The 20,197-nt window shown below is 71.0% G+C and carries 19 protein-coding genes; 16 read left to right on the forward strand and 3 right to left on the reverse strand.

All coding sequences use genetic code 11. The features are described 5' to 3' along the window. Positions 1-45: 45 nt before the first annotated feature. On the forward strand, positions 46-2,022 hold the full coding sequence (gene thrS, locus ACFYY2_RS12730; protein WP_388740984.1) for a threonine--tRNA ligase: 1,977 nt from the start codon (positions 46-48) through the stop codon (positions 2,020-2,022). A gap of 30 nt (positions 2,023-2,052) precedes the next feature. Here thrS and ACFYY2_RS12735 read toward each other — a convergent pair whose 3' ends face one another. Then, on the reverse strand, positions 2,053-2,727 hold the full coding sequence (locus tag ACFYY2_RS12735; RefSeq protein ID WP_388740986.1) for a potassium channel family protein: 675 nt from the start codon (positions 2,725-2,727) through the stop codon (positions 2,053-2,055). A gap of 66 nt (positions 2,728-2,793) precedes the next feature. Here ACFYY2_RS12735 and ACFYY2_RS12740 point away from each other — a divergent pair, with 66 nt between their 5' ends. After that, on the forward strand, positions 2,794-3,363 hold the full coding sequence (locus tag ACFYY2_RS12740) for an HIT family protein (protein WP_388740989.1): 570 nt from the start codon (positions 2,794-2,796) through the stop codon (positions 3,361-3,363). 22 nt (positions 3,364-3,385) lie between these two features. On the opposite strand, the gene ACFYY2_RS12745 is transcribed toward ACFYY2_RS12740, so the two are convergent. Both ACFYY2_RS12745 and ACFYY2_RS12750 read right to left on the reverse strand, forming a co-directional pair. Next, on the reverse strand, positions 3,386-5,056 hold the full coding sequence (locus tag ACFYY2_RS12745; protein WP_388740991.1) for a hypothetical protein: 1,671 nt from the start codon (positions 5,054-5,056) through the stop codon (positions 3,386-3,388). 156 nt (positions 5,057-5,212) lie between these two features. After that, positions 5,213-7,438: an elongation factor G-like protein EF-G2 gene (locus ACFYY2_RS12750; protein WP_388740994.1), complete on the reverse strand. Its 2,226-nt coding sequence runs from the start codon at positions 7,436-7,438 to the stop codon at positions 5,213-5,215. A 268-nt stretch (positions 7,439-7,706) separates the two neighbouring features. On the opposite strand from ACFYY2_RS12750, the gene pgsA reads away from it, so the two are divergent. From pgsA to ACFYY2_RS12820, 14 genes are all read left to right on the forward strand, one after another. Next, entirely contained in the window at positions 7,707-8,390 is a 684-nt protein-coding gene (pgsA, locus tag ACFYY2_RS12755) for a phosphatidylinositol phosphate synthase (protein ID WP_388740996.1), read from the forward strand. Continuing rightward, the gene (locus ACFYY2_RS12760) at positions 8,387-9,310 is read left to right on the forward strand and encodes a phosphatidylinositol mannoside acyltransferase (protein WP_388740999.1); all 924 of its coding nucleotides are present in this window, start codon (positions 8,387-8,389) and stop codon (positions 9,308-9,310) included. The genes pgsA and ACFYY2_RS12760 overlap by 4 nt, the downstream gene beginning before the upstream one ends. Continuing rightward, a complete protein-coding gene (locus ACFYY2_RS12765) occupies positions 9,307-10,467 on the forward strand; it encodes a glycosyltransferase family 4 protein (protein ID WP_388741003.1) in 1,161 nt (386 codons plus the stop codon). Before ACFYY2_RS12760 ends, ACFYY2_RS12765 begins: the two co-directional genes overlap by 4 nt. Before the next feature lie 61 nt (positions 10,468-10,528). After that, positions 10,529-11,074: a hypothetical protein gene (locus tag ACFYY2_RS12770; protein ID WP_388741006.1), complete on the forward strand. Its 546-nt coding sequence runs from the start codon at positions 10,529-10,531 to the stop codon at positions 11,072-11,074. A gap of 116 nt (positions 11,075-11,190) precedes the next feature. Then, positions 11,191-12,111: a pyridoxal 5'-phosphate synthase lyase subunit PdxS gene (gene pdxS / locus ACFYY2_RS12775; protein WP_388741008.1), complete on the forward strand. Its 921-nt coding sequence runs from the start codon at positions 11,191-11,193 to the stop codon at positions 12,109-12,111. Positions 12,112-12,117: 6 nt separating this feature from the next. Continuing rightward, positions 12,118-12,711, forward strand: coding sequence for a pyridoxal 5'-phosphate synthase glutaminase subunit PdxT (pdxT, locus tag ACFYY2_RS12780; protein ID WP_388741012.1), 594 nt, complete (start codon positions 12,118-12,120; stop codon positions 12,709-12,711). Between the two features lie 61 nt (positions 12,712-12,772). Beyond that, positions 12,773-13,525, forward strand: a complete 753-nt coding sequence (locus tag ACFYY2_RS12785; protein WP_014157346.1) for a YebC/PmpR family DNA-binding transcriptional regulator — start codon at positions 12,773-12,775, stop codon at positions 13,523-13,525. Between the two features lie 120 nt (positions 13,526-13,645). Then, complete coding sequence (gene ruvC, locus ACFYY2_RS12790) at positions 13,646-14,179, forward strand: crossover junction endodeoxyribonuclease RuvC (RefSeq protein WP_388741016.1); 534 nt, start codon at positions 13,646-13,648, stop codon at positions 14,177-14,179. After that, a complete protein-coding gene (ruvA, locus tag ACFYY2_RS12795) occupies positions 14,176-14,802 on the forward strand; it encodes a Holliday junction branch migration protein RuvA (RefSeq protein ID WP_388741019.1) in 627 nt (208 codons plus the stop codon). Before ruvC ends, ruvA begins: the two co-directional genes overlap by 4 nt. 83 nt (positions 14,803-14,885) lie before the next feature. Beyond that, complete coding sequence (gene ruvB / locus ACFYY2_RS12800) at positions 14,886-15,971, forward strand: Holliday junction branch migration DNA helicase RuvB (RefSeq protein ID WP_327120548.1); 1,086 nt, start codon at positions 14,886-14,888, stop codon at positions 15,969-15,971. 171 nt (positions 15,972-16,142) lie between these two features. Further along, positions 16,143-16,616: a preprotein translocase subunit YajC gene (yajC, locus tag ACFYY2_RS12805; protein ID WP_388741022.1), complete on the forward strand. Its 474-nt coding sequence runs from the start codon at positions 16,143-16,145 to the stop codon at positions 16,614-16,616. A gap of 147 nt (positions 16,617-16,763) precedes the next feature. Beyond that, the gene (gene secD / locus ACFYY2_RS12810) at positions 16,764-18,515 is read left to right on the forward strand and encodes a protein translocase subunit SecD (protein ID WP_388741024.1); all 1,752 of its coding nucleotides are present in this window, start codon (positions 16,764-16,766) and stop codon (positions 18,513-18,515) included. A gap of 1 nt (position 18,516) precedes the next feature. Continuing rightward, on the forward strand, positions 18,517-19,626 hold the full coding sequence (gene secF / locus ACFYY2_RS12815; protein ID WP_388741027.1) for a protein translocase subunit SecF: 1,110 nt from the start codon (positions 18,517-18,519) through the stop codon (positions 19,624-19,626). Then, positions 19,623-20,174, forward strand: coding sequence for an adenine phosphoribosyltransferase (locus ACFYY2_RS12820; protein WP_388741029.1), 552 nt, complete (start codon positions 19,623-19,625; stop codon positions 20,172-20,174). The genes secF and ACFYY2_RS12820 overlap by 4 nt, the downstream gene beginning before the upstream one ends. Positions 20,175-20,197 lie beyond the last annotated feature (23 nt).

The raw sequence follows: 20,197 nt of genomic DNA on the forward strand, positions 1-20,197 counted from the left end.
CGCGCGCAGAGGAAAGCGGCGTACCCCCTCAGTCAGGAGAGACCGGTGTCAGACGTCCGTGTGATCATCCAACGCGATTCCGAGCGGGAAGAGCACGTGGTGACGACGGGCACGACGGCCGCCGAACTCTTCCCCGGGCAGCGCACCGTCGTCGCCGCGCGGGTCGACGGCGAACTCCGGGACCTGGCGTACGTGCTCGCGGACGGCGAGGTCGTCGAGCCCGTGGAGATCTCCTCCGAGGACGGCCTCGACATCCTGCGGCACTCCACCGCACACGTGATGGCCCAGGCCGTGCAGGAGCTGCACCCCGAGGCCAAGCTGGGCATCGGCCCGCCGGTCAAGGACGGCTTCTACTACGACTTCGACGTCGAGAAGCCGTTCACGCCCGAGGACCTCAAGGCCATCGAGAAGAAGATGCAGGAGATCCAGAAGCGGGGGCAGCGGTTCTCCCGCCGGGTCGTCAGCGACGAGGCCGCACGCGAGGAGCTCGCGGACGAGCCGTACAAGCTGGAGCTCATCGGCATCAAGGGGTCCGCGTCCTCGGACGACGGCGCGGACGTCGAGGTGGGCGGCGCCGAGCTGACCATCTACGACAACCTCGACGCCAAGACCGGCGAGCTGTGCTGGAAGGACCTCTGCCGTGGTCCGCACCTGCCGACCACCCGGTTCATCCCGGCGTTCAAGCTGATGCGGAACGCCGCGGCGTACTGGCGCGGCAGCGAGAAGAACCCGATGCTCCAGCGCATCTACGGCACCGCCTGGCCCACCAAGGACGAGCTCAAGGCGCACCTGGAGTTCCTGGAGGAGGCCGCCAAGCGCGACCACCGCAAGCTCGGCAACGAGCTGGACCTCTTCTCCTTCCCCGACGAGATCGGTCCCGGCCTCGCCGTCTTCCACCCCAAGGGCGGCGTCATCCGCCGGGCCATGGAGGACTACTCGCGGCGCCGCCACGAGGAGGAGGGCTACGAGTTCGTCTACAGCCCCCACGCCACCAAGGGCAAGCTCTTCGAGAAGTCCGGCCACCTCGACTGGTACGCCGACGGCATGTACCCGCCCATGCAGCTCGACGACGGGGTGGACTACTACCTCAAGCCGATGAACTGCCCGATGCACAACCTGATCTTCGACGCGCGCGGCCGCTCGTACCGTGAGCTCCCGCTGCGCCTGTTCGAGTTCGGCACGGTGTACCGCTACGAGAAGTCGGGTGTCGTCCACGGACTGACCCGCTCGCGCGGCTTCACCCAGGACGACGCGCACATCTACTGCACCCGCGAGCAGATGGCCGAGGAGCTCGACCGGACGCTCACCTTCGTCCTGAACCTCCTGCGCGACTACGGCCTGACCGACTTCTACCTGGAGCTCTCGACCAAGGACCCGGAGAAGTACGTCGGCTCGGACGAGACCTGGGCGGAGGCCACCGAGACGCTGCGGCAGGTCGCCGAGAAGCAGGGCCTCCCGCTGGTCCCGGACCCGGGCGGCGCCGCGTTCTACGGCCCGAAGATCTCGGTGCAGTGCAAGGACGCCATCGGCCGGACCTGGCAGATGTCGACCGTGCAGCTCGACTTCAACCTGCCGGAGCGCTTCGACCTGGAGTACACCGGCCCGGACGGCACCAAGCAGCGCCCGGTCATGATCCACCGCGCGCTGTTCGGCTCCATCGAGCGCTTCTTCGCGGTGCTGCTCGAGCACTACGCCGGGGCCTTCCCGGTCTGGCTCGCCCCGGTCCAGGCCGTCGGCATCCCGATCGGCGACGCCCACATCCCCTACCTGCAGGAGTTCGCCGCGAAGGCGCGCAAGCAGGGTCTGCGGGTGGACGTGGACTCCTCGTCCGACCGCATGCAGAAGAAGATCCGCAACCAGCAGAAGGCCAAGGTGCCCTTCATGATCATCGCGGGCGACGAGGACATGGCCAACGGTGCCGTCTCCTTCCGCTACCGCGACGGTTCGCAGGAGAACGGCATCCCGGTCGACGACGCCATCGCCAAGATCGCGAAGGCCGTCGAGGACCGCGTCCAGGTCTGATCCGGGCCGCGAGGAGGCCCCCGGGGAGCGCTACGCGTCCCCCGGGGGCCTCTCGTCCTCCCGCCTGAACACCTGCAGCAGCCACGACGAGAACGACCCCGTCACCGCGCCCAGCAGCGCCAGCCCGCAGGCCATCAGCACGACCGCGACGGCCCGGCCGCCGAACGTGACCGGGACCGCGTCGCCGTAGCCCACCGTCGTCAGCGTCGCGCACGCCCACCACACCGAGTCACCGAAGGTGCGGATCGAGGCCCCGGGCGCGTCGTGCTCCTGGTGGTAGACCGCGAGCGCCGCCGAGAAGCCCAGCAGGACCGCCGTGAGACTGGCGTACGCCATCACCCGTGCGTAGAGGCTCAGCCGGGGTCTCTCCCGTCGCTTCTGGACCGCCGTGTAGACCTGGACCATGCGCAGCGGCCGGAGCAGCGGCAGCAGCAGGACCACGGTGTCCAGCCAGTGCACGCGCACGAAGCGCCTGCCCAGACCGCTGAGCCGGAGCCTCGTCGCGTAGTCCGCGGCGAAGAGCAGCCAGGTCGCGCAGACCAGGGCGAGGGCGAGGTCGCGCAGGGGGCCCGCGTCGCCGGGGGCGAGCACGCGGACCGAGTAACCCAGCAGGAAGACCATCGCCGCGACGAAGAGCGGCCCCTCCGTGCGCTGCTCCCACTCCAGGAGCCGAGGGGGGACGGGGGCCGGGGGGCGGTCGTTCATGGCGCCAGCATCCCGGTGGGCCGGCCGGGTCGGCCCCGGCGACACGCGCGGCGGGAGTGACGCAATATGCTGACCGGTATGACGAGTGAGCCGGAGCAGCAGTTCGGAGTGGGGACGCCCGACGCGTTCCAGCGCCTGTGGACGCCCCACCGGATGGCCTACATCCAGGGCGAGAACAAGCCGAGCGGCCCGGGGTCCGGGGACGGCTGTCCCTTCTGCGTGATCCCCTCGAAGTCGGACGAGGACGGGCTCGTCGTCGCGCGCGGCGAGAAGGTCTACGCCGTGCTCAACCTGTACCCCTACAACGGCGGGCACCTCATGGTGGTGCCCTACCGGCACGTCGCCGACTACACGGAGCTGGACGGTCCCGAGACGGCCGAGCTGGCCGACTTCACCAAGCGCGCGATGGTCGCGCTGAGGGCGGCCTCGGGCGCGCACGGCTTCAACATCGGGATGAACCAGGGCGAGGCCGCCGGTGCCGGCATCGCCGCCCACCTGCACCAGCACGTGGTGCCCCGCTGGGGCGGGGACACCAACTTCATGCCGGTCGTCGGGCACACCAAGGTGCTGCCGCAGCTGCTCGGGGACACCCGGACGATGCTGGCCGGCGTATGGCCCGAGGGCGGGGCGGCCTGATCGCGGGTCCGCCCCGGGGAGCTCACGCGTCGTAGACGTCGGCCTTCCTCGGGGCGGCGTCCTGGACCAGCCCGCTGAGGACCATGGACCGGTTGTCGAAGCGCTCGGTCGCGACGCCGTGCTCCTGCAGGACCCGCTTCGCGGCGGAGTGCACGACGCGCAGGACCGGGGTGGCCGCGCGCATGGCGTCGTCGGCCATGAACCGGTGGCCCCACGGCTTGGCCGCCCAGGCGTGGCGCAGACCGAACGGCTCGGGCAGGACGATCTTGCCGCCCAGGTAGTCGAGGAGCGGCGGATACCAGGTGAGCGGGGCGCGCAGGGCGAGCCTGACCACCTCTTCGGCCTTGACGAGCGGGAGCGCGACCTTCCGGGTCTCCCAGAAGCGGACGGCCTTCTTGACCGTCTTGGTCGGCGCCTCGGGCTTGGTCAGGAAGAGACCGTGGACCGGGCCCAGGGCGTGTCCGGTGACCTCGATCCGCAGGGTCTCGTGCAGCACCGTGACCGTGATCAGCATCGTGATCACGAGCTGGCCGTCCCACAGGGTGAACTGGACGCCCAGGTAGTGGCGGTCGCCGCTGCCGAACTGCTGGTGATTGCAGATCCGCTGTATCTCGTGGGGCTTGACCTGGAAGGTGGCGACGTCCTCGCCCGCGGGCCGGGACACCGAGTCCGCGTTCTCGCCGACGGGGGAGACGATCCAGTGTTTGACGGACGGGGTGGGGAAGCCGCCGGTGTTCAGCGGTCCGCGCTCCAGCAGCTTCAACTGGTCGTGGATGGCGCGGACGACGTCCCAGCTGCGGAACTGGTGGATCTCCTTGGCCGGATCCTCCGGGGTGAGTTCCTCGGCGAGCTGCCAGCTGCCCCAGCGCGTGCCCATGCCGAGGACGCCCTTGGGGCCCGCGTAGAACACGGAGTTGGACTGCTGCTCGGCCGAGAGCTTCTCCAGGCCCTGGCGCAGGGCCTCGCGAGCCGTCTCGTTGGGGTTCTTGGGCGCGGCTTCGGGAATCTTCGCGCTGACGCCGGCACCGGAGAGGAGCCCCTCCCAGCGGGCGCGCAGATCCCGCACCGACGATTCCGCGATCCGCTTGGCCAGCACCCAGCCGATCAGAGGCGCGACGGCGGCGGCACGCAGATAGAGCGCCGGCAGCCCGGTGAGCGGCATGGCGATCAGGAAGACCGCGGCGAGGCCGCCGATCACGACGAGCAGGACGCCGCCGAGGGCCTTGAAGAACGAGTCCTTGGACTTGTTGAGGGAGTCGCGCAGCCGGAAGGCGAGGACCCAGAACAGCAGCCCGGGCAGGAAGACGATGCCGCAGACCGCGGTGATCACGGTCAGCCTGGTGTCCCGCGCCTTGCGCAGCCGGGTCGCGGACAGGCAGTGCTCGACGACGGTCTGAGGGTCCGTGCCGAACGACTGGATCAGTGCCGCGCGGCCACCGCCGAGCATGCGCTCCTGGACGGCCCTGGAGTACGCCTCGCCCAGATTGGGCTTGAAGTAGTCGGACTTGAACAGCTTGGACTCGCCCGTCTTCACCTCGGACTTGTGCCACTCGCTGTTGGCCTTCAGGATCTCCTTCACGTCGCTGTCCCGGTACGCGGCAGAGGCGAGCGCGTTCGTCGCCACCGCCTGTGCACCCGCACCCTGGAGCGGGATCTGCGCTCCGGGAGAGAAATCGAATCCGTCGTTGGCCACTGTCGCCCCCACTCGCCCGCACGGCCTGCTTCTGCGGCTGTTCCCAACTATCGGACGTCGCACACCTTCTGAGCTGGGATCACAGCGTATCGTCCGGGCCGGGCGGCCGGCCTCCCGTTCTGCCGACGGAGGCCGGAAGACGTCGTACGCGGTCGGTCAGGCGGTGTTCGCGGTGTTCTCGTGTGCTGTGCGGAGGCGGTCGGCGAGCTGCGGGGGCATGGGTTCGTGCCGGGCGTACGCCCGGTCGAACCGGCCGGTGCCGTGCGTCAGCGAGCGGAGGTCCACCGTGTAGGTGCCGATCTCGATCTCCGGAACCTCGGCCCTCACGAGGGTTCGCCCCCCGGCCTCCTGTTCGGTGCCGACGACGCGGCCGCGCCGTCCCGAGAGGTCGCCCATGACGGCCCCCACGTAGTCGTCGGGGACCAGGACCGCGACCTCCGCGACGGGTTCGAGGAGGTCGACGCGGGTGTCCGCGGCGGCGTCACGCAGGGCCAGCGCGCCCGCGGCCTGGAAAGCGGCGTCCGAGGAGTCGACCGAGTGGGACTTCCCGTCGAGCAGGGTCACGCGCACGTCCACCAGCGGGTGCCCGGCCGCGACCCCGCGGGCCGCCTGCGCGCGTACCCCCTTCTCCACGGACGCGACGAACTGCCGGGGCACCGAGCCGCCGGCCACCTCGTCGACGAACACCAGACCCGCGCCCGGCGCCAGCGGTTCCACCTCGATCTCGCAGACGGCGTACTGGCCGTGGCCCCCGGACTGCTTGACGTGGCGTCCGCGTCCGGTGGAGCGCGCGGCGAACGTCTCGCGGAGCGGGACCCGGTGGGGCTCCGCGTCGACCTGGACGCCGTACCTGCCGCGCAGGCGCTCCAGCGCGACGCCCGTGTGGGCCTCGCCCATGCACCACAGGACCACCTGGCGGGTGTCCGGGTTCCGCTCCAGGCGCAGGGTGGGATCCTCGGCGACGAGGCGGGCCAGGCCCTGCGAGAGCTTGTCCTCGTCCGCCTTGCCGTGGGCGCGCACGGCCAGGGGCATCAACGGGTCGGGCATGGACCACGGCTCCATCAGCAGCGGATCACCGGTGGCGGAGAGCGTGTCGCCGGTCTCCGCCCCGGTCAGCTTGGACACGCACGCCAGGTCTCCCGCGGCGCAGCTGTCCAGGGGGCGCTGCTGCCCTCCGAAGGGAGCCGTGAGCGCCCCCACGCGTACGTCGGCCTCGTGGCGGGGGCGCGGTCCGCCCGAGGGATCGGTGAGGCCGTGGCCCCACACGTGCACGGTCTCGTCGGGGCGCAGGGTGCCGGAGAAGACGCGGACGAGGGAGATCCGTCCCACGTACGGGTCGGATGCCGTCTTCACGACCTCGGCGACCAGGGGCGCCCCCGGATCGCAGACCGGAGCGGGACGGGCGGCGCCGTCCGCACCGGTGACGGCGGGCGCCACGCGCTCCGACGGCGCGGGGAACCCGGCGGTGATCAGGTCCAGCAGCTCCACCGTCCCGATCCCCTGACGGGCTCCCGCGGCGGCCGGGGCCGCGGTGAGGACCGGGTGGAAGGACCCCCTCGCGACGGCGCGCCGCAGGTCGCGGACGAGCGTGCCGGTGTCGATCTCGCCGCCGCCGAGGTAGCGGTCCATCAGGGTCTCGTCCTCGCTCTCGGCGATGATCCCCTCGATCAGCCGGGCACGGGCCCTCAGGAGCGGCTCCCGCTGCTCCCCGACGGGCGGCAGCTCGCGCCGTTCCCCCGAGGAGTAGTCGAGGATCCGGCCGGTGAGGAGCCCGGTGAGCCCGGTCAGCGGGGCGCGCCCGTCCGGGCCCTCGGGGCCCTCCACCGGCAGGTACAGGGGGAGTACGGCGTCGGGGTCGCCGCCGCCGAGGACACGACCGCAGACCCGCGTCAGCTCTTCGAACGGGGTGCGCGCGGTGTCCAGGTGCGTGACGACGACGGCCCTCGGCATCCCCACCGCCGCGCACTCCTCCCAGAGCGCCCGGGTCGTGCCCGCCACGGCCTCCGCCTCCTGCGCGGCCGAGACCACGAAGAGGGCCGCGTCCGCCGCGCGCAGACCGGCCCTCAGCTCCCCGACGAAGTCCGCGTAGCCGGGGGTGTCCAGAAGATTGATCCGGCAGCCCTCCCAGTCGACCGGGACCAGTGAGAGCTGCACGGAGCGCCCGCTGCGCCGCTCGATCTCGTCGTGGTCCGACACGGTGGCCCCGTCCTCGACCCGGCCGGCCTTGTTGACGGCACCCGCCGTCAGCGCGAGGGCCTCGACCAGCGTGGTCTTTCCCGAGCCGCTGTGGCCGACCAGCGCGACGTTCCGTACGGAACCGGGCGGGCCGGCCGCCGTCGCCCCTCCGGCGGCCCCGGGGTGCGTGTGTGTCCTGTCACCCATGACGCGTGCCTCCCGATCGGCGGCGCGATACCGCGAGAACTGGGAGCGGACGACCGGCGGCGGCCGCGGCGGCCCCGGCGACGCCCGCGGTCATTCGAGCTTCGCACCCGTGGCCCACCCCGTCCATACGTCGCCCTCCGCGCGCCCGGACATCCGGGAGACCCGACGGGACGGGGTGCCCCGCCGTTGCCCGGCACGGCTCGTGACTACGATGGTGCGGCCGGTGGCCGAAGGGGCCGCACGGCGCCCACCGAACCTCGGGAAGGCCATGCTGAACAAGTACGCGCGTGCATTTTTTACGCGTGTCCTCACACCGTTCGCCGCTCTGCTGCTCCGACTCGGGGTCAGCCCCGACGCGGTCACACTCGTCGGCACGGCCGGAGTGATGGCAGGTGCGCTGGTCTTCTTCCCGATGGGGGAGTTCTTCTGGGGCACGATCGTGATCACGGTCTTCGTCTTCTCCGACCTGGTCGACGGCAACATGGCCCGCCAGGCCGGGATCTCCAGCCGGTGGGGCGCGTTCCTCGACTCGACGCTCGACCGGGTGGCGGACGGGGCGATCTTCGCCGGCTTCGCGCTCTGGTACGCGGGCAACGGTGACGACAACGTGCTGTGCGCGGTCGCGATCTTCTGCCTGGCCAGCGGCCAGGTGGTCTCGTACACCAAGGCCCGGGGCGAGTCGATCGGGCTTCCGGTCGCGGTGAACGGCCTGGTGGAGCGCGCCGAGCGGCTGGTCATCTCCCTGGTCGCCGCCGGCTTCGCCGGCCTCCACGCCTTCGGGGTCCCGGGGATCCAGATCCTGCTGCCGATCGCCCTGTGGGCCGTCGCCGCGGGCAGCCTGGTGACCCTGGTCCAGCGGGTGGTGACCGTGCGCCGGGAGTCGGCGGAGGCGGACGCCGCCGCGGCCGTCCAGGGCGGGTCCGCGGAACGCGGGAGCGGGACGGCACAGTGACCGGCACCGCGTCCGACCTGAGGGAACGGTTGACCGACGGGCTCTACGGGCTCGGCTGGGGCGCCGTCAAGAAGCTTCCCGAGCCGGTGGCCACCGCACTGTTCCGCACCCTGGCCGACCAGGTGTGGAAGCGGCGCGGGAAGTCCGTCCTGCGCCTGGAGTCGAACCTCGCGAGGGTGGTTCCCGACGCGGACGCCGCCCGGCTCGCCGAACTGTCCAGGGCCGGCATGCGTTCGTACATGCGCTACTGGATGGAGTCCTTCCGGCTGCCGACGTGGAGTCCGCGGCGGATCAAGGAGTCCATCAACGTCCGTGACGCCCACCGGCTCACGGAGGGTCTGGACGCGGGGCAGGGCGTCGTCCTCGCGCTGCCGCACCTCGGGAACTGGGACCTGGCGGGCGCGTGGGTCACCACCGACCTCAAGGTGCCGTTCACGACGGTCGCCGAACGGCTCAGGCCGGAGACCCTCTACGACCGTTTCGTGGCCTACCGCCAGGGCCTGGGCATGGAGGTCCTCCCGCACGAGGGGGGTGCCGCCTTCGGGACCCTGGCGCGCCGGCTGCGCTCCGGCGGCCTGGTCTGCCTGGTCGCCGACCGCGACCTGTCGGCCTCGGGCATCGAGGTCGACTTCTTCGGGGACACCGCGCGCATGCCCGCCGGGCCCGCCCTGCTGGCTCAGCAGACCGGCGCGCTGCTGCTGCCCGTCACCCTCTGGTACGACGGCACACCCGTGATGCAGGCACGCGTGCACCCGCCGGTCGCCGTGCCGGAGACGGGCACCCGCGCCGAGAAGACGTCCGCCATGACACAGGAGCTGGCGGACGCCTTCGCCGGCGGGATCGCCGAGCACCCGGAGGACTGGCACATGCTGCAGCGGCTCTGGCTCTCCGATCTGGAACCCCAGGGGGAAGCTCCGTGAAGATCGGCATCGTCTGCCCGTACTCCTGGGACGTCCCGGGCGGTGTGCAGTTCCACATCCGCGACCTCGCCGAGCACCTGATCCGCCTCGGCCACGACGTCTCGGTGCTGGCCCCCGCCGACGACGACACCCCGCTGCCGCCGTACGTCGTCTCCGCGGGCCGGGCGGTGCCCGTCCCGTACAACGGCTCGGTCGCCCGGCTCAACTTCGGCTTCCTGTCGGCGGCGCGGGTCCGGCGCTGGCTGAAGGACGGCACCTTCGACGTCATCCACATCCACGAGCCCACCTCGCCCTCGCTCGGACTGCTCACCTGCTGGGCGGCCAGCGGGCCGATCGTGGCCACCTTCCACACGTCCAACCCGCGCTCCCGCGCCATGATCGCGGCCTACGCGATCCTGCAGGCGGCCCTGGAGAAGATCAGCGCCCGTATCGCGGTCAGCGAGTACGCGCGGCGGACCCTGGTCGAGCACCTCGGCGGCGACGCGGTGGTCATCCCCAACGGGGTCGACGTCGACTTCTTCGCGGCGGCCGAGCCGAAGGCCGAGTGGCAGGGCGGCACGCTCGGCTTCATAGGGCGCATCGACGAGCCCCGCAAGGGGCTTCCCGTCCTCATGAAGGCACTCCCGGCGATCCTCGCCGCCCGCCCGGACACCCGGCTGCTGGTCGCCGGACGCGGGGACGAGGAGGAGGCCGTCGCCTCCCTGCCCGAGGAGATGCGCGGCCGCGTCGAATTCCTCGGCATGGTGAGCGACGAGGACAAGGCGCGGCTGCTGCGCAGCGTCGACGTCTACGTCGCCCCGAACACCGGCGGTGAGAGCTTCGGCATCATCCTCGTCGAGGCGCTCTCGGCCGGGGCGCCCGTGCTCGCCAGCGACCTCGACGCCTTCGCCCAGGTCCTGGACCAGGGCGCCGCGGGCGACCTCTTCGCCAACGAGGACGCCGACGCGCTGGCGGCGGCTGCCGTCAGGCTCCTCGGGGACCCGGAACGGCGCGCCGGACTCCGGGAGCGCGGCAGCGCGCACGTGCGCCGCTTCGACTGGACCACGGTGGGTGCGGACATCCTGGCGGTGTACGAGACGGTCACGGACGGTGCGGCCGCCGTGGACACCGACGAACGCCTCGGGCTGCGCGGGCGCTTCGGCCTCGCCCGGGACTGAGAGCCGGGGGCCGGGGCCCGGAGGCGGGTACCGGCCGGAGCCGACGGTAGCCTTGCCGCCCGTGATCGAAATCCTCATCTGGACCGTCGTCGCACTCGTCGCGATCGGCCTGTACCTGAGCTGGACCGCCGGGCGGCTCGACCGGCTCCACGCCCGTATCGACGCGGCACGCGCGGCGCTGGACGCCCAGCTGCTGCGGCGCGCCTCGGTCACCCAGGAAGTGGCCACATCCGGTGTCCTGGACCCCGCGGCGTCGATCGTGCTGTACGAGGCCGCGCACGCGGCCCGGCAGGCCGCGGAGGAGCAGCGCGAGGTCGCCGAGAGCGAGCTGAGCACCGCTCTGCGCGCCGTGTTCGGCGAGCCCGCGCAGGTGGAGGCGGTGAAGGAGTTCCCCGGCGGCGAGGACGCGGCGAGGGAACTGGCCGCCGCCGTGCGCCGCGTACCGATGGCCCGCCGCTTCCACAACGACGCGGTGCGCGCCGCCCGCGCACTGCGCAGGCACCGGACGGTACGGCTGTTCAGGCTCGCCGGCCACGCGCCCTTCCCCCTCGCGGTCGAGATGGACGACGAGCCGCCGGTGGCTCTTGCGGACCGGCCCGGAAGCTGAGGGGCCGCACGCGGAACGATCCACGCGCTGTCCATTGGCCCTTGCTGTGGACCGGGCCCGGAGCGTTTGCTCGGATCTGCAGCATTCCGAGTCTTTCACCCCAGTGAGGTCGATCCGTGTCCACGCTTCCCAGCACCCCGCAGTCCGCCGAGACCCCGGCCACCGGTACCGCCCGCGTCAAGCGCGGTATGGCCGAGCAGCTCAAGGGCGGCGTGATCATGGACGTCGTCGACGCCGAGCAGGCGAAGATCGCCGAGGACGCGGGCGCCGTGGCCGTCATGGCCCTGGAGCGGGTGCCCGCCGACATCCGCAAGGACGGCGGCGTGGCCCGGATGTCCGACCCCAACATGATCGAAGAGATCATCGAGGCCGTCTCCATCCCCGTCATGGCCAAGTCCCGCATCGGCCACTTCGTCGAGGCCCAGGTGCTCCAGTCCCTCGGCGTCGACTACATCGACGAGTCCGAGGTCCTCACCCCGGCCGACGAGGTCAACCACAGCGACAAGTTCGCCTTCACCACCCCCTTCGTCTGCGGCGCCACCAACCTGGGCGAGGCCCTGCGCCGCATCGCCGAGGGCGCGGCCATGATCCGCTCCAAGGGCGAGGCCGGCACCGGCAACGTCGTCGAGGCCGTCCGCCACCTGCGCCAGATCAAGAACGAGATCGCCCGGCTCCGCGGCTTCGACAACAACGAGCTGTACGCCGCCGCCAAGGACCTCCGCGCCCCGTACGAGCTGGTCAAGGAGGTCGCCGAGCTCGGCAAGCTGCCCGTCGTCCTGTTCTCCGCCGGTGGTGTCGCCACCCCCGCGGACGCGGCCCTGATGCGTCAGCTCGGAGCCGAGGGCGTCTTCGTCGGATCCGGCATCTTCAAGTCCGGCGACCCGGCCAAGCGGGCGGCGGCCATCGTGAAGGCGACCACCTTCTACGACGACCCGAAGATCATCGCGGACGCCTCGCGCAACCTGGGCGAGGCCATGGTCGGCATCAACTGCGACACGCTGCCCGAGGCCGAGCGCTACGCCAACCGCGGCTGGTAAGCACCGATGAACGACACCCCTGTCATCGGAGTCCTGGCTCTGCAGGGCGACGTGCGGGAGCACCTGACGGCCCTGGCCACGGCGGACGCCCTGGCCAGGCCGGTCCGGCGCCCCGAGGAGCTCGCCGAGGTCGACGGGCTCGTCATACCCGGCGGCGAATCCACCACCATGTCCAAGCTCGCCGTGCTGTTCGGCATGATGGAACCGCTGCGCGAGCGGGTCGCCTCCGGGATGCCGGTCTACGGGACCTGCGCCGGGATGATCCTGCTCGCCGACAAGATCCTCGACCCCCGCGCGGGCCAGGAGACCGTGGGCGGTATCGAGATGATCGTGCGCCGTAACGCTTTCGGGCGGCAGAACGAGTCCTTCGAGGCGGCCGTCGAGGTCGACGGAGTGCCCGGCGGCCCGGTCGACGGCGTCTTCATCCGGGCCCCCTGGGTGGAGTCCGTGGGCGCCGGCGCCGAGGTCCTCGCGACGCACGGCGGTCATATCGTGGCCGTACGCCAGGGAAACGCCCTGGCGACCTCGTTCCACCCGGAACTGACCGGGGACCATCGTCTGCACGCGTTCTTCACCGACATGGTGCGCGCCGTGGGCTGATTCGATCCCGGTAGGATCTCTCGGGTTCGGATCGATTTTGGTGACGCGAAGGAGAAGGCAGATGTCCGGCCACTCTAAATGGGCTACGACGAAGCACAAGAAGGCCGTGATCGACGCCAAGCGCGGCAAGCTCTTCGCGAAGATGATCAAGAACATCGAGGTCGCGGCCCGTACGGGCGGCGCCGACGTGTCCGGTAACCCGACCCTCTTCGACGCCATCCAGAAGGCGAAGAAGAGCTCGGTCCCGAACAAGAACATCGACTCGGCGGTCAAGCGCGGTGCCGGCCTCGAAGCCGGTGGCGCCGACTACGAGACGATCATGTACGAGGGCTACGGCCCGAACGGCGTCGCGGTGCTCATCGAGTGCCTGACCGACAACCGCAACCGCGCCGCGTCCGACGTCCGTGTCGCGATGACCCGCAACGGCGGTTCGATGGCGGACCCGGGTTCGGTGTCGTACCTGTTCAACCGCAAGGGCGTCGTGATCGTCCCCAAGGGCGAGCTGTCCGAGGACGACGTGCTCGGTGCCGTGCTCGACGCGGGTGCCGAGGAGGTCAACGACCTCGGTGACACGTTCGAGGTGCTCAGCGAGGCCACCGACATGGTCGCGGTCCGCACGGCGCTGCAGGACGCCTCCATCGACTACGACTCGGCCGAGGCCAACTTCGTCCCGACCATGCAGGTCGAGCTCGACGAGGAGGGCGCGCGCAAGATCTTCAAGCTGATCGACGCGCTGGAGGACAGCGACGACGTGCAGAACGTCTTCGCCAACTTCGACGTGTCCGACGAGGTCATGGAGAAGGTCGACGCCTGAGGGCGGTGACACGCGGTACGCCGGCGGGCCGACGGGACACACCCCGTCGGCCCGCCGCATTGTCGGTGGGACCCGATAGCCTGCGGGAACAGGTGACCGAGCGGCGGAGGGGGCCCTCAGATGCGGGTGTTGGGCGTGGACCCGGGGCTGACCCGGTGCGGTGTCGGAGTCGTCGAGGGCGTCCCCGGCCGGCCGCTGACCATGCTCGGCGTCGGCGTCGTGCGGACCCCGGCCGACGCGGAGCTCGGCCACCGGCTGGTCGCCGTCGAGCGGGGCATCGAGGCGTGGCTCGACGAGCACCGCCCCGAGTTCGTCGCCGTGGAGCGGGTGTTCGCCCAGCACAACGTCCGCACGGTGATGGGCACCGCCCAGGCCAGCGCGGTCGCCATGCTCTGCGCCTCCCGCCGGGGCATCCCCGTCGCCCTGCACACCCCCAGCGAGGTCAAGGCGGCCGTCACGGGATCGGGACGCGCCGACAAGGCCCAGGTCGGAGCCATGGTGACCCGGCTCCTGCGGCTCGACGCGCCCCCGAAGCCCGCGGACGCCGCCGACGCACTCGCCCTCGCCATCTGCCACATCTGGCGCGCACCCGCGCAGAACCGACTGCAGCAGGCCGTCGCCGCCCATCGCACGCTGAAAGGCCGCACCGCATGATCGCCTTCGTCTCCGGCCCGGTGGCCGCCCTCGCTCCGACCACGGCCGTGATCGAGGTCGGCGGCATCGGCATGGCCGTCCAGTGCGCCCCCGGCACCCTCGCCGGCCTGCGGATCGGCCAGGAGGCCAGGCTGGCTACCTCCCTCGTCGTGCGGGAGGACTCGCTCACGCTCTACGGCTTCGCCGACGACGACGAGCGGCAGGTCTTCGAACTCCTCCAGACCGCCAGTGGTGTCGGCCCCCGGCTGGCCCAGGCCATGCTCGCCACACACAGCCCGGACGCCCTGCGCATCGCGGTCGCCACCGGTGACGAGAAGGCACTCACCGCTGTGTCCGGCATCGGCAAGAAGGGCGCGCAGAAGCTCCTCCTGGAGCTCAAGGACCGGCTGGGCGAGCCGGTCGGCGCGCACATCGGGCAGCAGGGCGTCGGCACCGCCGTCAGCTCCTCCTGGCGCGACCAGCTCCAGGCCGCCCTGATCGGCCTCGGCTACGCCACCCGCGAGGCGGACGAGGCGGTCACGGCCGTGGCACCGCAGGCCGAGGCCGCGATCGCGGGCGGGGGACAGGCCCCCGTGCCCCAGCTTCTCCGCGCCGCCCTGCAGACGCTCAACCGCGCACGCTGACCCCGGGGGCGCCGACGCGCCCCGCACGCCGGCCGGAACACCGCACGGACCGGCACCGAAACACCCGAGGCGGGACTGACGAGATGAACTGGGACGAGACCGGGCCCGACACCGGCGAACTCACCGACGAGCGGCTGGACGACCGCCTGGTCGCCGCCGGGGCGGACGGTGAGGACACCGCGGTCGAAGCGGCCCTGCGCCCTAAGGACCTCCATGAATTCGTCGGCCAGGAAAAGGTGCGCGAACAGCTCGACCTGGTCCTGAAGGCGGCCCGCGCACGGGGGGCCACGGCCGACCACGTCCTGCTCTCCGGCGCCCCCGGTCTCGGGAAGACCACCCTTTCCATGATCATCGCCGCGGAGATGGGCGCCCCGATCCGCATCACCTCCGGCCCCGCGATCCAGCACGCCGGAGACCTCGCCGCGATCCTCTCCTCCCTCCAGGAGGGTGAGGTCCTCTTCCTCGACGAGATCCACCGCATGTCGCGGCCCGCGGAGGAGATGCTCTACATGGCGATGGAGGACTTCCGGGTCGACGTCATCGTCGGCAAGGGCCCCGGCGCCACCGCCATCCCGCTGGAACTGCCCCCGTTCACCCTGGTCGGTGCCACCACCAGGGCCGGACTGCTGCCGCCCCCGCTCCGCGACCGCTTCGGATTCACCGGCCACATGGAGTTCTACGCCCCCACCGAGCTGGAGCGGGTCATCCACAGGTCCGCCGGGCTCCTGGACGTCGCCATAGACACGGCCGGCGCCGCCGAGATCGCCGGACGCTCCCGGGGCACGCCCCGAATCGCCAACCGTCTGCTGCGCCGTGTCCGGGACTACGCCCAGGTCAAGGCCGAGGGACACATCGACCGGGACATCGCGGCCGCCGCCCTGCGGGTGTACGAGGTGGACGCCCGCGGGCTCGACCGCCTGGACCGCGCGGTGCTCGGCGCCCTGCTGAAGCTCTTCGGCGGAGGCCCCGTCGGGCTCTCCACCCTCGCGGTGGCCGTGGGGGAGGAGCGCGAGACGGTCGAGGAGGTCGCCGAGCCCTTCCTCGTGCGGGAGGGACTGCTCGCCAGGACGCCGCGCGGCAGGGTCGCCACCCCCGCAGCCTGGGCGCACCTCGGCCTCGTGCCTCCGCAGCACGGCGTAAAGGGACAACAGGGCCTGTTCGGGGCGTGACGTGTCACGGGTTGGCCAGCAGGGGAACCCGGGTGCCATGCTGGACGTTGTTCCAACGATGCGGACTCGCTTAGACTCCGCCGATGCCGCCCGTATCGGGTCGGTGTACCCACACCCCCGTAGACCAGGCCGCGTGAATTCCAGCGTGGTCGTGCGAAGGAAGTCCGTCCCGTGAGTCTCGTGACCCTCCTCCCCTTCATCGTGCTCATCGGGGCCATGTTCCTGATGACCCGGTCCGCCAAGAAGAAGCAGCAGGCGGCTGCGCAGATGCGCACCGAAATGCAGCCCGGCACGGGCGTCCGGACGATCGGGGGCATGTACGCCACCGTCAAGGAGATCCAGGACGACACGGTCCTCCTCGAGGTCGCACCCGGCGTCCACGCCGTCTACGCCAAGAACTCCATCGGTGCCGTCCTGGACGACGCGGAGTACAACCGCATCGTCCACGGCGACGACTCCGACGGCACGCTCGTGCCCGACGACGCCTCCTCGCTGACCGGCGGTGAGCCCGCGGAAGCGGACGCGGCCGACGACGTCGCGAAGATCGACCTGGGCAAGAAGGCCGAGGGCGAGACGGTGGCGAAGGAAGCCAAGGGCGCCGAGTCCAAGGACGCAAAGGCCGACGGCGAGAGCGACGCCAAGTAGTTCCACGACCCACAGACGCCGGGCACCTTCGGGTGTCCGGCTTCTCACGGGCCGTGCGGCTTTCTGCGGGGGCGGGTCCTCACAACACTTCGTGGCCGCTCGGGCGCGTACCCGGCGCGGGGCGGTTGGACAGGGAGAAACAAAAAGGTGGCAGCACCGAAGAAAGGCCGGGGCTCAACCGGTGGACAGGGCAGGCCGGGCCGTGCCCTGGCTCTGATCCTGATTGCCATGGTCGCCCTGACCGGCGGGATTTTCCTGTCCGGTCACACCACGCCCCGGCTCGGTATCGACCTCGCCGGCGGTACATCGATCACGCTCAAGGCGAAGAGCCAGCCCGGCAAGCCTGACGCGATCAACGAGACCAACATGAACACCGCGGTCGGCATCATCGAACGCCGTGTCAACGGTCTGGGCGTCTCCGAGGCCGAGGTTCAGACCCAGGGCGCGTCGAACATCATCGTCAACATCCCCAAGGGGACGAACTCGAAGCAGGCCCGGGAGCAGGTCGGCACGACCGCCCAGCTCTACTTCCGGCCCGTGCTGACGGTCGCGGACGGTGCACCGACGCCTGAGGGCTCCGCGAGCCCGTCGGCGACCGGTTCGGCGAAGCCGAGCGCCAAGGCGACGGAGCCGGAGACCGCGTCCGGCTCGAAGGCGACGCCTTCGGACGGTGCCACCACCCAGGGCCGTGCCGTCACCGGCGCCCTGAAGAAGGACGCGACGCCGACGCCCAAGGCCAGCACCTCCGGTGCGGCGGAGTCCTCGAAGAGCCCTGCGGCGACCGAGGCCCCCGACCCCGCCACCGCGGCGCTCCAGAAGAAGTTCACGGAGCTCGACTGCGCCGACAAGGAGGCCCGCGTGGCCGCCGGCGTCGGTGTCAAGCCCGAGGACCCCACGGTCGCGTGCAGCTCCGAGGGCGACGCCAAGTACCTCCTCGGCCCGGCCGCGGTCTCCGGTACGGACGTCGACGACGCGAAGGCACAGTTCGACCAGCAGCGCGGCATCTGGCTCGTCTCGATGGAGTTCACCGACAAGGGCTCCAAGAAGTTCCAGACGATCACCAAGAAGCTGTCCGCGCAGCAGTCCCCGCAGAACCAGTTCGCGATCGCCCTCGACGGTGAGGTCGTCTCCGCGCCCCAGGTGAACGAGGCGCTCAGCGGCAGCGCCGAGATCTCCGGCAGCTTCACCCAGCAGTCCGCGGAGGACCTGGCGAACGTCCTGTCCTACGGTGCGCTGCCGCTGTCCTTCAGCGAGGACACGGTCACCACCGTCACCGCCGCACTCGGCGGCGAGCAGCTGCAGGCCGGTCTCATCGCCGGTGCCATCGGTCTGGCCCTGGTCGTCATCTACCTGGTGGCCTACTACCGCGGCCTGGCGCTCATCGCGCTCCTCAGCCTCCTGGCCTCCGGCATCCTGACGTACACGATCATGGCGCTGCTCGGCCCGGCCATCGGCTTCGCGCTGAACCTCCCGGCCGTCTGCGGTGCGATCGTGGCGATCGGCATCACAGCGGACTCGTTCATCGTCTACTTCGAACGCATCCGTGACGAGATCCGGGAGGGCCGCACGCTCCGTCCGGCCGTCGAGCGCGCGTGGCCGCGTGCCCGCCGCACCATCCTGGTGTCCGACTTCGTGTCGTTCCTCGCCGCGGCGGTGCTCTTCCTCGTCACCGTCGGCAAGGTCCAGGGCTTCGCGTTCACGCTCGGCCTCACGACCGTGCTCGACGTGGTCGTGGTGTTCCTCTTCACCAAGCCCGTCATGACGCTGATGGCCCGCACGAAGTTCTTCGGCGGCGGTCACCCGTGGTCCGGCCTGGACCCGGAGCGGCTCGGCGCCCAGCCGCCGCTGCGCCGCTCGCGTCGCGTCAACGCCCGCACCGACCACCCGAAGGAGGCGTGAGATGTCGCGACTCGGCGATCTCGGCGCCCGGCTCTACCGTGGCGAGGTCGGTTACGACTTCATCGGCAAGCGCAAGATCTGGTATGGCGTATCGATCCTGATCACCATCACGGCCATCGTCGGCCTGGCGGTCAGTGGTCTCAACCTGGGCATCGAGTTCAAGGGCGGTGCCGTCTTCACGACGGACACCAAGGCCAAGATCTCGGTCTCGCAGGTCCACGAGGAGGCGGTTGCCGCCTCCGGTCACGAGGCGATCGTCCAGGAGCTCGGCAACGGCGGGCTCCGGATCCAGATCACCGAGGTCGACACCGCCAAGGCCGACCAGATCAAGACCGAGCTCTCGAAGGACCTCGGCATCCCCGAGGCGAAGATCAACGCCGACCTGGTCGGCCCCAGCTGGGGCGAGCAGATCGCGAACAAGGCCTGGACCGGCCTCGGCATCTTCATGGTCCTCGTGGTGGTCTACCTCGCGATCGCCTTCGAGTGGCGCATGGCGGTGGCGGCCCTCATCGCGCTGATCCACGACATCACGATCACGGTCGGCGTCTACGCCCTGGTCGGCTTCGAGGTCACCCCGGGCACCGTGATCGGTCTGCTCACCATCCTCGGTTACTCCCTCTACGACACGGTCGTCGTCTTCGACAGCCTCAAGGAGGGCACGAAGGGGATCACCAAGCAGACCCGCTGGACCTACAGCGAGATCGCCAACCGGTCCATCAACGGCACGCTGGTGCGTTCCATCAACACCACCGTCGTGGCGCTGCTCCCGGTCGCCGGCCTGCTGTTCATCGGTGGCGGCGTCCTGGGCGCCGGCACGCTGAACGACATCTCGCTGTCGCTGTTCGTCGGCCTGGCCGCGGGCGCGTACTCCTCGATCTTCATCGCCACTCCGCTGGTCGCCGACCTCAAGGAGCGCGAGCCGCAGATAAAGGCACTGAAGAAGCGCATCCTCGCCAAGCGTGCCGCCGCCGCGGCCAAGGGGGAGTCCGCCGAGAGCGAGCACGAGGACCTGGTGCAGGACTCCGACGGCGACACCGAGCCCGCGGGCGCGGTCGTCGGCCAGCGCCGGCAGGCCGGAGGCCACGGCCGCAGTCCCCGGAACCGCCGATGACGAGCGTGACCGACGCGACCCGGGAGCTGCTGCTCAGCCGGATCAGGGACGTACCGGACTATCCGAAGCCCGGAGTGCTGTTCAAGGACATCACCCCGCTGCTCGCGGACCCGGTCGCCTTCGCCGCCCTCACCGACTTCTTCGCGGACCTGTGCACCCTGCACGGAGCCACCAAGATCGTCGGGCTCGAGGCGCGGGGGTTCATCCTGGCAGCGCCGGTCTCCGTACGGTCCGGGATCGGGTTCGTGCCCGTGCGCAAGGCGGGCAAGCTGCCCGGCGCCACCCTCGGGCAGGCGTACGAGCTGGAGTACGGCACGGCGGAGATCGAGATCCACGCCGAGGACCTGTCCGCCGACGACCGGGTCATGGTCATCGACGACGTCCTCGCCACCGGTGGTACGGCGGAGGCGTCGCTGGAGCTCATCCGGCGGGCCGGCGCCCAGGTCGTCGGGGTCTCGGTGCTGATGGAGCTCGGCTTCCTCGCGGGCCGTGCCCGGCTCGAGGCCGGACTGCGCGGAGCGCCGCTGGAGGCTCTGATCACCCTCTGACCTGCACCGTGCGGCAACAGCAC

The sequence above is a fragment of the Streptomyces sp. NPDC001822 genome (assembly GCF_042892135.1).
In the GTDB taxonomy this organism is placed as follows: domain Bacteria; phylum Actinomycetota; class Actinomycetes; order Streptomycetales; family Streptomycetaceae; genus Streptomyces.